Below are 13,905 nucleotides of genomic sequence, written 5' to 3'. Positions count from 1 at the left end.
GTGTGACCGCCCGAGCACGAGACCGCCAGACCCGCGGCATGGCCCGCGCAATGTGCGGGACCCCGGTTGCTCGTCGGCATTAGGTTGGTCCCCATGACCGCCTATCCCGAGAGCCGGCGCGACGATGTGGTCGAGACGTTGCACGGGCACGAGATCGCTGATCCCTATCGCTGGCTGGAAGACCCCGACTCGCCCGACACCCAGGACTGGGTCCGTCGGCAGAACGAGTTCACGGAGGCTGAGCTGTCCGGCTATCCGGAGCGGCCGTGGTTCCAGCGCACGATGTCCGCGATCCTGGCCCGCCCGCGGGCCGGCGTACCGGTGAAGAAGTCCGGCTGGTACCTCGTCGGTCGCAACGACGGCACCCAGGCACAGGACGTGGTGTACGTCGCCGAGTCGCTCGACGAACTGGTCTCCGCCGGCCGGGTGCTGATCGATCCCAACACGCTGTCCGCCGACGGCACCGACTCGCTCGGCTCGTTCACGGTCAGCCCGGACGCCAAGTACTTCGCGTACGGCATCAACGAGAGCGGCAGCGACTGGACGACCTTCCGGCTGCTCGACATCGCCACCGGCACCTCCGTGGACGACGTGGTGACCGAGGCCAAGTTCTGCGAGGCCACGTGGTTGCCCGACAGTTCGGCGTACCTCTACCTGCACTACCCGGCGAGCGGTCGCAGCGAGGGGACCGAGACCACGTCGCTGTCGGGCGGGCGGCTGATGCTGCACAAGGTCGGCACACCGCAGTCCGAGGACGAACTGGTGCTGAGCTTCCCGGAGAACGACCAGTTCTTCATCACGCCAGAGGTCTCCGAGGACGACCGCTACCTCGTCGTACACATCACCGAAGGCACGGACCCGGCCACCCGGTTGTGGGTCTTCCCGATCACCTCCGACGGGCTCGGCGAGCCGGTGAAGGTGGTCGACTACCTGGCCGACGAGATCGCGTTCGTGCGGATGTCCGGCGATCAGCTGGTACTCCGGACCGACCGCGACGCACCTCGTGGACGAGTGGTCCTCGCGTCGCTGGACGGTACGTTCACGGACCTGATCCCGGAAGGCGACAGCACCCTGCAGGCGGTCCGTGGTACGGCGAGCGGTCTGGCCACGGTGACCCTGGTCGACGCTCAGCCCGTGCTGACGCTCTATGAACTCGACGGCTCCGGTGCACGCGTCGTGGACGCGCCGGGCGGGGGAGTGGTGGGTCTCAACGCGTCGCCGGAGTACGACGAGCTCTTCGTCGGCCTGTCGACTCCCACCGACCCGACCCTGTCGTACGTCGTCTCCGCCTCGACCGGCGCCGTACGCGCGCTGCCCGAACTGGTCCGCGGATCCGGCGGGTTCACCTCGCCCACGATTACGGTCGAGCGGCGGCGCGAACCCGGTCGCGAGGTGCCGTACTTCGTCATCAGCCGCGCCGACCTGGACTTCTCCTCACCACGGCCGACCATGCTCTACGGGTACGGCGGCTTCCGCATCCCCATCCTGGCCGAGTACAGGCCGGGCTGGCCGGCGTGGCTGGCCGCAGGGGGAGTGCTGGTGATCGCGAACCTGCGCGGCGGTGGTGAGTACGGCAGCGAGTGGCACGACGCCGGACGGCTGAAGAACAAGCAGAACGTCTTCGACGACTTCATCGCCGTGGCCGAGCACCTCCGTGACACCGGTATCACCACTCCGGAGCAGCTAGCCATTCATGGCCGCAGCAACGGCGGACTGCTCGTCGGAGCGGTGATGACTCAGCGCCCGGACCTCTTCGCTGTCGCGCTGCCGGGTGTCGGCGTCATGGACATGCTGCGGTTCCACCTGTTCACGGTGGGGGCCGCGTGGGCGTCCGACTTCGGGCATCCGGACGATCCGGAACAGTTCGAGAACCTGCTGGCGTACTCGCCGTTGCACCGGCTGCGCGACGGGACGGCGTACCCGGCGACTCTCGTGGTCACCGGTGACCACGACGACCGGGTGGTGCCGCTGCACAGTCACAAGTTCATCGCCGCTTTGCAGCACGCCCAGTCCTCCGCCGAACCGGTCTTGACTCGGATCGAGGTCAACACCGGTCACGGCTTCGGGAAACCCGCCGCGATGATCGCGTCGGAGTGGGCGGACCTACTGGCGTTCGCTGCTCACCACGTAGGCCTTGTTCCTCCTGAGCAGTAGGAGGGGCTGCCCTGACTGTGTACCGCTACCAGATGCGGGGTGCCTGGAGGTCGCGAGGATCTTCGGCGGGCTGACAGCCGTGCGCCGACTCCTCGTACTCCAACCGCGGTCCGCTGGTGGCCAGCGTCCGTACGGCGTTGACGAGGCGGTCGACGTGCTCACGCGTCGTACCCAGGCCGAGGCTCGCCCGGACGGCCGTGCCGTGCTCGGGGGAGCCGGCCAGCAGGTGACCGACGAGCGGATGCGCACAGAACTTGCCGTCACGGACACCGATCCCGTACTCGGCGCTGAGCGCTGCGGACACCAGCGTCGAGGCCAGCCCGGCGACGGTGAAACACACCGTGCCGACGCGGTCCGCGTCCTGGCCGAAGATCGAGTACGTCGTGACGCCCGGGATTTGGGCCAGTCCGGTCCGGAGCCGGGCGAGCAGGCTGCGCTCGTGCTGCTCGATGGCGTCCCGGTGCTTGCTGATCGCGGCGCAGGCCGAGGCGAGGGCGATCGCGCCGATGACGTTGGGGGAGCCGCCCTCGTGCCGGGCCGGGCCGGTCGCCCAGACCACGAGGTCTCCGGTGACCGCGGTGGTCGCGCCACCGCCGTACAGGTAGGGCTCGGCCGCGTCGAGCCAGTCGGCGCGGCCGATCAGGGCGCCGGCGCCGTACGGGGCGTACAGCTTGTGGCCCGACAGCGCGACCCAGTCGACGTCGAGCTCGGCGATGTCGACCGGCCGGTGCGGCGCGAGCTGGGCGGCGTCGAGGCAGACGCGGGCACCGTGTGCCTTGGCGACCGCCGCGATCTCGGCGATCGGGAAGATCTCGCCGGTGACGTTGGAGGCGCCGGTCACGACAACGAGCCGCGGTCCCTCGGGGGCTTGACGCAGCGCGTCGGCGACGTTGGTCACGGCTTCACTCTGGCTCGTCGGCGCGGCCAGGCGGACAGTCCGCTCCGCCGGCCAGGGCAGGAGCGCGGCGTGGTGCTCGGACTCGAACACGATCACGGTCGCGTCCGCGGGGACGGCGTGGGCGAGCAGGTTGAGCGCGTCGGTCGTCTGCCGGGTGAAGATCACCTGGTCGTCGTCGCGGGCGCCGACGAAGGCGTGCACCTCGGCGCGCGCCCGCTCGTACCACTGGGTGGTGATGCGGGAGGCGTACCCGTTGCCACGGTGCACCGACGCGTACGACGGCAGCGCCGCCTCCACGCTGGCACGGACCGACTCCAGGCACGGCGCGGTCGCACCGTGGTCGAAGTTGGCGTAGTCGGTGACCCGGCCGTCGGCCAGCGGGACCAGCAGGTCCGACCCGACCGTGGCGGGGATGCTGCCGGTGGAGAGCCGCGCGATGGCCGGCCGCGGCGCCGTCGTACTGGCAGGCTCGAGGATGGAGAGAATCGACATGCTGCTGCTCCCAGGAAGTCCGCACTTGCCGAACGGGGTATCCGCACGGCCTGGTCTTCACCCGGGGCACCCCACCGCGGAGGAGGGTTGCCGGCCAGCGAGCCGGGGCTTGACGCTGGCGCTCATGACCTGCCGAAGACGGTAACGAACGGGCTACGGCAGACGCCAGTGGCTATCTCATGTGGTGAGATAGTCGAACACATCGTGGGACGAGAGAGGAACGCATGACCTGGAGAGCACCTGCCGTCGAACGACCGGACGGCTCGCTGACCGCCCCCGAACGCGAACTGCTCCAGGGGTATCTGGACTTCTACCGCACCACACTGCTGTACAAGTGCGCGGGGTTGACCGCTGCGGAGTTGGCCGAGCGTCCGTCGCCGCCGTCGAACCTGTCGCTGCTCGGACTGATCCGGCACCTGACCAAGGTCGAGCGGATCTGGTTCCGGATCCACTTCGCGAGCGGCGAGCCCGCCGAGCCCGTCTTTCCCGCGGAACTGGGCAAGGATGCCGACTTCGAGCTGATCGACCCGGACGAGGCGCAGGCGGCGTACGAAGGCCTGATCGCGGAGTGGAAGCTGTCCGACGAGGCTGCGGCCGGGCGCTCGCTGGACGAGCGCTTCACCTTCAAGGGCACCGAGTCGACGCTCCGGATGATCTACATCCACCTGATCGGCGAATACGCCCGCCACTGCGGCCATGCCGACCTCCTGCGCGAACAACTGGACGGCACCACCGGCGCCTGATCGTTGCCCTGGGCGACCTTCTGCGCTCGTAGGCTGCGGGCCGTGCCATTCACCCTTGCCCACCCCGCCGCCGTCCTGCCACTGATCCGGCAACCCTTGATCGCATCGGCGCTGGTGGCAGGAGCGGTGGCACCCGATTTCCTGTACATCGACCCGCTCTACCGCTTCGCCACCCAGGAGATCCACGGGAACCTGACTTTGACGCTGACGCACGAATTCTCGTCAGCCTTGTGGCTCGACCCCGTGATCGCGCTGCTCCTGCTCGTGGTCTTCCACCTGCTCCTCAGGCGTCCTCTCGCGGCCCTCGCACCACCAGCTGTTGCTTTGCGCCTCCCACCACCGCCGTCCGTGTCACCGGTGATGCTCTTCTGGACCCTGGTTTCCGTCGTCCTCGGCGCCCTCACCCACGTGCTCTGGGATTCCTTCACGCACGGCGACGGCTACTTCGTCGGCCGCTTCCCCGACTTCTTCCGCGCCGAGGTGACCGCCGCGTGGGAGGTCAACCGCGTCCTCCGGTACGTCAGCACCGTCGGCGGCTGCCTGGTCCTCGCTGCCTGGCTCTACCGCTGGTTCCGTCGAGCCGATGTCCATCCGGTGACCCCGGCGGACCTCGTCCCGTCCTGGGCGCGGTACGTCGTACTGGCCGGAATCCTCGTGCTGAGCGCCGCCGGCGCCGCCGTGCAGTTGGGTGGAGCCGACGCCGACCTCGCGGGGGAGGCCGCCGTACGACTGGTGCTGACAGGTCTCGTTCTCGGCGGTCTGGCGGCGCTGGGGTGGTACGTCGTGCTCTGGCACCTCGTCCGGCTCCGCAGGTGGGTGGCCGCGCCGTGACGCTACGGATGGGGCAGCGTGATCGGCGTGTGACACGTGTGACTCGAGAGGTAATCGGGGTAGCCTGCTGAACATGGCGACCCGCACGTCTTCCCCGGCGCGGGCGCAGAAGTCGGCAGCCAACCGGCCGGGTACGGCGCGGTCGGCTGCTGGTGGACGCTCCCGTCCGTCAGGCGCCCAGAAGCGTGGGCAGAGCGCGAAGCGCGGTGGATCCACCGCCGCGCGGACCGGCACACCCAAATCCGGCGGACCGGGTCCGTTCGCGGCCGCCATGCTCGCGCTCGGTCGCGGCATCGTGAAGCTGTGGATCGGGATCGCACACCTGCTCGGCGGCATGGTCCGCGGCATCGGCAACGGTGCCCGCGACCTCGACCCCGAGCACCGCCGCGACGGGGCCGGCCTGTTCCTAATCGGCCTGGCGGTCGTGGTGGCCGCCGCCATCTGGTGGGACCTGCCCGGAGCCGTCGGCCACGTCACGCGGGTCGTCGTCGGCGGCAGCGTCGGCATGCTCGGCTGGGCCGTCCCGCTGATGCTCCTGTTCATCGCGCTGCGCACGATGCGCAACCCGGACCGGAACGGCCCGGCCGGACGCCAGGTGATCGGCTGGACCACGTTCTCCCTCGGTGTGCTCGGCCTGATCCACATCGCCAACGGCCTGCCGCGGCCGGGCAACCCTGCCGACGCCCCGATCCAGGAGGCCGGCGGCGCGATCGGGTACTTCATCTCGACCTTCCTGTCCGACCTGCTGACCCAGTACGTCGCCGCGCCCCTGCTGGTGCTGCTGTCGATGTTCGGCGCCCTGGTCATCACGGGTACGCCGGTCTACGCGATCCCGCTCCGGGTCCGCGCGGCTTTCGACGTACTGATGGGACGTACGGCGCTGCCGGAGGACGCACCGTCCGTCGCGGCCGCGCCGACCGACGACACCGTGCGGCTGACCCGCAAGGAGCGTCGCGCCAAGGCGGCAGCGCTGGACGACGACGGCGAGCCCACGGTCAAGCCGTACGACTCGCCGGTGCTCGAGGGTCGCGAGCTCGGCAAGCGCGGCCGCAAGTCCAAGGCCGCGCCGGTTGCCGACGAGGACGCCTTCGACGTCGACGCCGCGGCCGCCGCCGCGGTGCCGTCGCCCTCGCCGATCGTTGCCCCGAGCAAGTCCTCCGACTCCCCGCCGGAGCCGCCGCCGCACACGCCGCTGCCGCAGCGGGTGGAGCAGCTCAGCCTGTCCGGCGACATCACGTACACGCTGCCCGACGGACAGATGCTCAAGCCCGGTTCGGTCCACAAGGCCCGGACCAAGGCGTCCGACCAGGTCGTCGACCGGCTGACCGAGGTGTTCGAGCAGTTCGGCATCGACGCCCAGGTCACCGGCTACACCCGGGGCCCGACAGTCACCCGGTACGAGGTGGAGCTCGGCTCGGCGGTGAAGGTCGAGAAGGTCACCGCACTGTCGAAGAACATCGCCTACGCGGTCGCCTCGGCCGACGTCCGGATCCTGTCGCCGATCCCGGGCAAGTCCGCGATCGGGATCGAGATCCCGAACACCGACAAGGAGATCGTCAGCCTCGGCGACGTGATCCGGTCCGCGACGGCTCGCAACGACCACCACCCGATGGTGGCCGGGCTCGGCAAGGACGTCGAGGGCGGCTTCGTCGTCGCGAACATGGCGAAGATGCCGCACCTGCTGGTCGCGGGCGCCACCGGTTCGGGTAAGTCGTCGTTCGTCAACTCCCTCATCACCTCGATCCTGATGCGGGCCACCCCGGACGAGGTGCGGATGATCCTCGTCGACCCCAAGCGGGTCGAGCTGAACAACTACGAGGGCATCCCGCACCTGATCACCCCGATCATCACCAACGCCAAGAAGGCCGCCGAGGCACTGCAGTGGGTCGTCCGCGAGATGGACATGCGGTACGACGACCTGGCCGCGTTCGGGTTCCGGCACGTCGACGACTTCAACAAGGCGGTCCGGGCCGGCAAGGTGAAGCCGCCACCAGGCAGCGAACGGGTGCTGTCGCCGTACCCGTATCTGCTGGTCATCGTCGACGAGCTGGCCGACCTGATGATGGTGGCGCCGCGCGATGTCGAGGACTCGATCGTCCGGATCACCCAGCTGGCGCGTGCGGCCGGTATCCACCTGGTGCTGGCGACCCAGCGGCCGTCGGTGGACGTGGTCACCGGTCTGATCAAGGCGAACGTGCCGTCACGGCTGGCGTTCGCGACCTCGTCGCTGGCCGACAGCCGGGTCATCCTGGACCAGCCGGGCGCGGAGAAGCTGGTCGGCCAGGGTGACGGTCTGTTCCTGCCGATGGGCGCGAGCAAGCCGATGCGTATCCAGGGCGCGTGGGTCACCGAGTCCGAGATCCGCTCCGTCGTCGAGCACTGCAAGGCGCAGCTCGAGCCGACGTACCGCGAGGACGTCACCGCTCCCGCCGGTCCGAGCAAGGAACTCGACGACGAGATCGGTGACGACCTCGACCTCGTCGTCCAGGCGGCCGAACTGATCGTTTCCACGCAGTTCGGCTCCACGTCGATGCTGCAGCGCAAACTGCGCGTCGGCTTCGCCAAGGCCGGCCGGCTGATGGACATCCTGGAAAGCCGCGGCGTTGTCGGCCCGAGCGAAGGTTCCAAGGCCCGCGACGTCCTCGTCAAGCCCGATGACCTAGAGGACTTCATCACCACCCTCAGAGGAGAGTGACGTGCCTCCCCGCACCCCGCTCACCCCAGCCCGACCGGACCCAGGCACCAGCACCTCGCCCCCAGCCCAGCTCCGACCGCCCGCCACAACGCCGCACCCCGGCCCCACCCGCCGCGCCTTGACCCGACCCCCGGTCACCCCGCGATCCGGCCTCGGGTGGCGTGCCGTCGCCACCCGGCCTCCGGTCACCCCGCGCCTCGGCACCACGCGTGCCGAGGCACAGCCAGCGGTGCTTCGGCTCGGGGCCGCGCAACTTCAGGCCGCTGCACGGCGTCTAGTGGGGCAGGGGGTGTGACCATGAGTGCTGCCAGTGCCTTGCCCAGACAGGACCACCACGAACTCGACCCCGAGCCGGTCCCGTTCACCGTCCGCGCCTCCCAGAAGGTGCACGGTGGGCTCGCGCTCGGCGCCGCGCTGGTCGCGGTGGGCTTCGCCGCGTCGGCGTCCAGCAGTCCGACCGGCGTACTGCGCTGGATCGCAGCGGCGGCGTTCGCCGTACTAGCCGTCGTCTGCGCGCGAGCGCTGACGGTCGGCGACATGCTGGTGGCCGATCAGGTCGGCATCCGGCTGCGGATCCGCAACGAGTGGATCGGAACCCGTTGGGAAGACATCGACCAGGTGACGGTGCTGAAGCGCCGGCACCTCCTGGACGACGGCAGGATCGCCGTCCATCTGCACGATCCGGGCCCAGTCCTGAGCGCGCTGCCGAGTTCGACTCGCAAGACAACTGATGCGAACCGTCGGTTGACCGGCTCGTCACTCGCGGTACCGTTCGGATTGACGGCCCGGCCGTCGCACGGGGAAGTGGTGCAGGCGTTGCACATGCTGGCGGATGCCAGATGTCCGGTCAGGGAACAACTCTGACTCGTCCGTGACCCCGTCGAGCAAAGGCCGTTGACTTGGTGTCGACGGTCCGGCTGTCGGCGCAGTGTTGTCGACGGTCCGCCAAGAGTCGGGCGATGGAGAGGACGGTGGAGACGTGAGCATCGGCAGCGAGCTCACGGCGGCCCGCGAACGGGCTGACATGACGATCGAGCAGGTCAGCGCCGCCACCCGGATCAGAACCGGCCTGCTCGCCGCCATGGAGGCCGACGACTTCTCCCGCTGCGGTGGCAACTTCTACGCCCGCGGCCACATCCGGGCGATCGCCCGCGTGGTCAAGGCCGACCCGGCTCCACTCCTCGCCACTTTCGACGCCGAACACGCCGTCGACGACGACAGGTCCCGCCGCGAGGAACAGGCCGTGGTCAAGGGCCCGACCCTCCATCCGGCCCGCCCACGCTGGGCGGTCGTCGTCGGCGCGATCCTGGTCGGCCTGATGGGCTGGGGCATGGTTCGCCTGTTCACGGTGCCCAGCGACGTCGAGGCGAACGCCTCCAAGACAGCCGCCGCCACCCCGGTCGTCACCACCGTCACGCCCAAGGCGACCCCTCTGCCGACCGTCAAACCCACCAAGCGCACGCCGACCAAGCCCCCGGTCCCCACGAAGACCAAACTCACCCTCACCGCCAAGGGCGACGGCTCCTACGTCACAGTCCGGGACAAGAAGGGCAAGCGCCTCTTCCAAGGCCTCCTCGGCCCGGGCACCTCCCAAACCGTCACCACCACCGGCGACATCCGCGTCTCCGTCGGCGTCCCCGCCAACCTCTCAATCACCGTCAACGGCCACACCCACTCCATCAAGCTCTACCGCTTCATAGCCCACCCCAACGGCACCCTCACCAAACCCGAATAACAACCCCCGCCCCATCCCGCCCGTCGTCGCTCCGCGGTGCTCACCGTGCGCCTTCCCGACGGTGCTCGCCACGCGCCATCCCCGATGGTCCTTGCCATATGCCAGGCCGATGGTGCTCGCGGCTGCACGCCAGCAGGTTCCGGGCCCCAGGCGGCAAGGCGAGGGGAGTGTTGGGGGCAGGGGCTTGGGCAGTGTCTGCCACAGGCAACTTGAGCGTGCTGTGTGGGTGTGAGATGTGGCGGTGAGTTAGGCCTCGGCGTGGGCGGCGCGTCATACTCGGGGGGATGACTACGACACCCACCACCGTCGCCCTGGTCACGCTGGGCTGCGCCCGCAACGACGTCGACTCCGAGGAACTCGCCGGACGGCTCGAAGCCGGCGGATTCCGGCTGGTCGAGGATGCCGCCGAAGCGGACACCGTGGTGGTGAACACCTGTGGCTTCGTCGAGGCCGCCAAGAAGGACTCCGTAGACACCCTGCTCGCGGCCGCAGACTACAAGGACGCCGGCCGTACTCAGGCCGTCGTCGCAGTCGGCTGCCTCGCCGAGCGGTACGGCGAACAACTCGCCGAAGCCCTCCCCGAAACCGACGCGGTCCTCAGCTTCGACGACTACGCCGACATCTCGGACCGCCTTCGTTCGATCCTGTCCGGCACCAAGCACCAACCACACGTCCCGCGCGACCGCCGCAAGCTCCTCCCGCTGGCCCCCGCCGACCGCGCCACCGCAACCGGCATAACCATCCCCGGCCACGGCGACCACAGCCCCCAAGAACTCAAGGGCAGAACCACTCCCAGCCACGGCGACCACATCCCGCACGAACTCAAGGGCACAACCACCCCCGGCCAGGGCGACCACATCCCCCAGGAGCTCAAGGGCAGAACCACCCCGGGATCAATCACCCCACCATCCCCGGGTCCGTCCAGCGAGCTCAGTGGCCCGTCGGCGGCGAGGCGTGGAGGCGCAGCGGCATCGCCCGACTCCGGTGCCGGGCTCGAACTGAGGATCGAAGAGCCCGACCTCCCGTCAGCGCCCGCGAGCGGCCCAAGGGTGGTACGACGGCGGCTCGACGGCGGACCCATGGCGCCGTTGAAGCTAGCGTCCGGATGCGATCGGCGGTGCGCGTTCTGCGCGATCCCGATGTTCCGCGGCGCGTTCGTGTCCCGGCGACCCACCGAGGTGCTCGCCGAGGCGCATTGGCTCGCGGAGAACGGGGTACGCGAACTCTTCCTCGTCTCCGAGAACTCCACATCGTACGGCAAGGACCTCGGCGACCTGCGCCTGCTCGAGACGCTCGTCGGCGAAATCGCCGAGGTGCCCGGCATCACCCGGGTCCGCGTCTCGTACCTGCAGCCCGCGGAAATGCGACCGACCCTCATCACCGCGATGACGTCGACGCCCGGCGTGGTCCCGTACTTCGACCTCTCCTTCCAGCACGCCTCCGGTCCACTGCTGCGCCGCATGCGCCGCTTCGGCGACGCGGAGCGCTTCCTGGAACTCATCGCGCAGATTCGCCAGCTTGCGCCGACCGCCGGGATCCGCAGCAACGTGATCGTCGGCTTCCCGGGGGAGACCGGGGAAGACGTCGACATTCTCTGCGACTTCCTCTCCCGCGCCGGCCTCGACGCGATCGGCGTGTTCGGCTACTCGGACGAGGACGGCACCGAGGCCGAGACGTACGACGGCAAGCTGGACGAGGACACCATCGCCGCCCGGCTCGACCGTGTCACCCGCCTCGCCGAGGACCTCACCTCCGCCCGAGCCGAATCCCGTATCGGCGAACTCGTGGAGGTTCTCGTCGAATCGATCGACGCCGCCGACGAAGCCGGGAGTGTCGAGAGCCTGACGGCCGAGGGACGGGCGGCTCATCAGGGACCTGAGGTGGACGGGTCCACCACGCTGACCGGGCTTCCGGCGGGTGTGCGCGTCGGCGACCTGGTCTCGGCGAAGGTGGTCGGCAGCGACGGAGTGGACCTGATCGCCGAGTTCGCGGCGCTCGTGAGCCCCCGGGACGGCCGTCCGGCAGCTAACCTGACCGCGTGACCAACCCGCCGACGAACCCGGTGCCGCGTGCAGCCGCCGGTCCGCTCAGCGCGCCGAGCGCGTGGAACGTGGCCAACGCGCTCACGGTCCTGCGGCTGATCCTGGTCCCGTTGTTCGTCTGGTTGCTGTTGCGTGAGGGTGGCACTGGTGACGGCAACCGGTTGCTCGCCACCGCCGCATTCGTGGTTGCCATTGTCACCGACCGGTTCGACGGCGACATCGCGCGCCGGTGGAACCTGGTTACGAACTTCGGCAAAATCGCGGACCCGATCGCCGACAAGGCGCTCACCGGAGCCGCGTTCATCGGTCTGTCGCTCCTCGGCGAACTGCCGTGGTGGGTCACCGTGGTCGTGATGGTCCGCGAGTGGGGCGTGACGCTGCTGCGGTTCTGGGTGATCCGGCACGGCGTGATGCCGGCGAGTCGCGGCGGCAAGCTGAAAACCGTCCTGCAGGCCATCGCGCTGGGTCTCTACCTCCTGCCGTGGCAGTCGTTTGCGGTCCTGCACTGGACCGCGGTCGTGATCATGGGCGCCGCCGTGATCGTGACCATCGTCACCGGCCTCGACTACGTAGGCCGCGCTCTCCGCCTCCGAGCCGCCGCCAAACGCCCCCTCCCATGAGCCAATCCCAGTCCACCACCCACCACAGGTCAGGGCCATCCGCAGGAGGGGCTGACGGAGTTCCCGCCGGTGAGAGCCCGCTCGAGACGGTCCTGGCGCGGCTGGTCGGCTTGCTGAAGCGTCGGGGGGAGACGCTGGCCACGGCGGAGTCGCTGACGGGTGGACTGGTCGGCGCGGCGCTGACCGACGTACCGGGCGTGTCGGCCGTCTATCGTGGTGGAGTGGTCGTGTACGCCACTGACCTGAAGGCCAAGCTGGCCGGGGTGCCAGAGGACCTGCTTGCGGCTGTAGGCCCGGTCCACCCGGACACGGCCGCTGCACTCGCCACCGGCGTACGGGAACGGCTGGACGCGACCTACGGGCTCGCCACGACCGGGGTGGCCGGTCCGGACCCGCAAGCGGGCATTGAGGCGGGCACTGTGTACGTCGCAGCCGCTGGACCGGACACGGTGGAAGTGCGCAAGCTAGAGCTGAGTGGGGACCGGACAGCGATCCGCCAGGGGAGTGTGCGGGCCGTTCTGGAACTCGCCGCGGCTCTGGTGGCGGAAGAACTCGACTGACCGGCGTGTTGAGACCACCATGGGGACAGGTAAGGCAGACTGGCACGGCGCACCGAAGGTGGACATTGCGAGGAGTAGTGACCCAGCAACGGGTACCGTTGGTTCCTACGGTCGAGCTACCGTGCGAGTAGAGACGACCGGACAGGCGGAAGGGAGAAACCTCATGGTGCTGGTTCGTGGCCTGCTGGGCGACGTCCTGCGGCGCAAGCGGCTGCGCCAGGGGCGGACTCTCCGCGAGGTGTCCGCCGACGCCCGGGTGAGCCTGGGCTACCTGTCCGAGGTCGAGCGCGGTCAGAAGGAGGCCTCGAGCGAGCTGCTCGCGGCGATCTGCATGGCGCTGGACGTCCCGCTGTCGACGATCTTCGCCGAGGTCAGCGAAGACCTGGCCCGCGAAGAGGCCCTGGTCCTGGCGCACCCGACCATCGAGCCCGAGGTCGCGTCCGCCGCCTGACCGGTCGGCCTGGCCCGCCACCACGCGAGAGCCGGCTGAAATGCCCCTCGGCCAGTCGGCCAGAGGCGAGTCCGCTGAGCCAGGCTTCCCGCCAATCCCGTACGGCGATCCTTGCCCGGGCCATCGTCGAAGACGGCGCGAGCGCCGAACGCCAGAGCGGCCAGGATGTGATCGTCGCGCCGGACGGCCCCCGACGGGCGTCTGGCGGCTCATCGGTCGGCCTCACCGCGGGACGGGGCTTGCAGGGCGTCCCGGATCAGTTCGTTGCGGGTGGGCCAGATCAACTGCAGGGCGGGAATCGGGCCTTCGCCCGGTTGCCGGAACATCTGGTTGGCCGTGAACAGATGGGTCGCCGAGTCGGGGAAGCGCAGCAACTCCGCACGCTCCGGCGGCGGGAAGTACGCCGTGAGGTCGTCACCCTCGTCGAACACCTCACCGCTCTGCACCGCCCACACCAGCGGCTTGACGCCGAGGTAGACCCAGGCGGGGTCAGGGTCGAAGACGATGATCTCCGGGTGCCGGTGCAGGCTCAGGCCCAGCGTGTATCCGAAAGCGGGATTGCGTGCGCCGTCACCCTCGACGAACTGAATGGTCCAGCCGTAGGTCCGAATGTTCCGCTCCAGCCGTGTGATGTCTCAGGACATCGGCGACAGGTGAACCCACGATTTGTGGGTTCACCTGTTC

Annotated in this window: 12 protein-coding genes and 1 riboswitch; of the genes, 10 read left to right on the top strand and 2 right to left on the bottom strand. The window is 69.4% G+C overall.

The window, feature by feature from the left end:
• Nucleotides 1–93 precede the first annotated feature (93 nt).
• On the top strand, nucleotides 94–2,154 hold the full coding sequence (locus tag ACYVOK_RS18715) for a prolyl oligopeptidase family serine peptidase (protein WP_460663740.1): 2,061 nt from the start codon (nucleotides 94–96) through the stop codon (nucleotides 2,152–2,154).
• A 25-nt stretch (nucleotides 2,155–2,179) separates the two neighbouring features.
• Here the strand turns inward: ACYVOK_RS18715 and ACYVOK_RS18710 are convergent, their stop codons facing one another.
• A complete protein-coding gene (locus ACYVOK_RS18710; RefSeq protein WP_460663739.1) occupies nucleotides 2,180–3,544 on the bottom strand; it encodes an aminotransferase class V-fold PLP-dependent enzyme in 1,365 nt (454 codons plus the stop codon).
• 16 nt (nucleotides 3,545–3,560) lie between these two features.
• Nucleotides 3,561–3,674: riboswitch (SAM riboswitch) on the bottom strand.
• A gap of 94 nt (nucleotides 3,675–3,768) precedes the next feature.
• On the opposite strand from ACYVOK_RS18710, the gene ACYVOK_RS18705 reads away from it, so the two are divergent.
• The 9 genes from ACYVOK_RS18705 (at nucleotide 3,769) to ACYVOK_RS18665 (ending at nucleotide 13,221) form a co-directional block, all read left to right on the top strand.
• A complete protein-coding gene (locus ACYVOK_RS18705; RefSeq protein ID WP_460663738.1) occupies nucleotides 3,769–4,287 on the top strand; it encodes a DinB family protein in 519 nt (172 codons plus the stop codon).
• 42 nt (nucleotides 4,288–4,329) lie between these two features.
• On the top strand, nucleotides 4,330–5,118 hold the full coding sequence (locus ACYVOK_RS18700) for a DUF4184 family protein (RefSeq protein WP_460663737.1): 789 nt from the start codon (nucleotides 4,330–4,332) through the stop codon (nucleotides 5,116–5,118).
• 73 nt (nucleotides 5,119–5,191) lie between these two features.
• Nucleotides 5,192–7,813, top strand: a complete 2,622-nt coding sequence (locus ACYVOK_RS18695) for an FtsK/SpoIIIE family DNA translocase (protein WP_460663736.1) — start codon at nucleotides 5,192–5,194, stop codon at nucleotides 7,811–7,813.
• A gap of 297 nt (nucleotides 7,814–8,110) precedes the next feature.
• Nucleotides 8,111–8,677: a hypothetical protein gene (locus tag ACYVOK_RS18690; protein ID WP_460663735.1), complete on the top strand. Its 567-nt coding sequence runs from the start codon at nucleotides 8,111–8,113 to the stop codon at nucleotides 8,675–8,677.
• A 115-nt stretch (nucleotides 8,678–8,792) separates the two neighbouring features.
• The gene (locus ACYVOK_RS18685) at nucleotides 8,793–9,548 is read left to right on the top strand and encodes a helix-turn-helix domain-containing protein (protein WP_460663734.1); all 756 of its coding nucleotides are present in this window, start codon (nucleotides 8,793–8,795) and stop codon (nucleotides 9,546–9,548) included.
• A 284-nt stretch (nucleotides 9,549–9,832) separates the two neighbouring features.
• Nucleotides 9,833–11,590 (top strand): MiaB/RimO family radical SAM methylthiotransferase, encoded by a 1,758-nt coding sequence (locus ACYVOK_RS18680; RefSeq protein ID WP_460663733.1) that lies wholly within the window; start codon nucleotides 9,833–9,835, stop codon nucleotides 11,588–11,590.
• Nucleotides 11,587–12,210 (top strand): CDP-diacylglycerol--glycerol-3-phosphate 3-phosphatidyltransferase, encoded by a 624-nt coding sequence (gene pgsA / locus ACYVOK_RS18675; RefSeq protein WP_460663732.1) that lies wholly within the window; start codon nucleotides 11,587–11,589, stop codon nucleotides 12,208–12,210. The genes ACYVOK_RS18680 and pgsA overlap by 4 nt, the downstream gene beginning before the upstream one ends.
• Nucleotides 12,207–12,770, top strand: a complete 564-nt coding sequence (locus ACYVOK_RS18670) for a CinA family protein (protein ID WP_460663731.1) — start codon at nucleotides 12,207–12,209, stop codon at nucleotides 12,768–12,770. Before pgsA ends, ACYVOK_RS18670 begins: the two co-directional genes overlap by 4 nt.
• Before the next feature lie 163 nt (nucleotides 12,771–12,933).
• On the top strand, nucleotides 12,934–13,221 hold the full coding sequence (locus tag ACYVOK_RS18665; RefSeq protein WP_360468985.1) for a helix-turn-helix domain-containing protein: 288 nt from the start codon (nucleotides 12,934–12,936) through the stop codon (nucleotides 13,219–13,221).
• 209 nt (nucleotides 13,222–13,430) lie between these two features.
• Here ACYVOK_RS18665 and ACYVOK_RS18660 read toward each other — a convergent pair whose 3' ends face one another.
• Nucleotides 13,431–13,832 carry a DUF4262 domain-containing protein gene (locus ACYVOK_RS18660; protein WP_460664507.1) on the bottom strand — a complete coding sequence of 134 codons (402 nt, stop codon included), beginning with the start codon at nucleotides 13,830–13,832 and terminating at the stop codon, nucleotides 13,431–13,433.
• Nucleotides 13,833–13,905 lie beyond the last annotated feature (73 nt).

The sequence above is a fragment of the Kribbella swartbergensis genome (assembly GCF_054784135.1).
The sequence above is the reverse complement of the archived record's forward strand: the minus strand, read 5'-3'. Positions and strand labels throughout refer to the sequence as shown.

Excerpts from the sequence above, each read along its gene's own strand:
- ACYVOK_RS18705 (WP_460663738.1), top strand. The coding sequence starts at position 3,769 with ATGACCTGGAGAGCACCTGCCGTCGAACGACCGGACGGCTCGCTGACC.
- ACYVOK_RS18680 (WP_460663733.1), top strand. The coding sequence starts at position 9,833 with ATGACTACGACACCCACCACCGTCGCCCTGGTCACGCTGGGCTGCGCC.
- ACYVOK_RS18690 (WP_460663735.1), top strand. The coding sequence starts at position 8,111 with ATGAGTGCTGCCAGTGCCTTGCCCAGACAGGACCACCACGAACTCGAC.
- ACYVOK_RS18665 (WP_360468985.1), top strand. The coding sequence starts at position 12,934 with ATGGTGCTGGTTCGTGGCCTGCTGGGCGACGTCCTGCGGCGCAAGCGG.
- ACYVOK_RS18695 (WP_460663736.1), top strand. The coding sequence starts at position 5,192 with ATGGCGACCCGCACGTCTTCCCCGGCGCGGGCGCAGAAGTCGGCAGCC.
- ACYVOK_RS18715 (WP_460663740.1), top strand. The coding sequence starts at position 94 with ATGACCGCCTATCCCGAGAGCCGGCGCGACGATGTGGTCGAGACGTTG.
- ACYVOK_RS18670 (WP_460663731.1), top strand. The coding sequence starts at position 12,207 with ATGAGCCAATCCCAGTCCACCACCCACCACAGGTCAGGGCCATCCGCA.
- ACYVOK_RS18710 (WP_460663739.1), bottom strand. The coding sequence starts at position 3,544 with ATGTCGATTCTCTCCATCCTCGAGCCTGCCAGTACGACGGCGCCGCGG.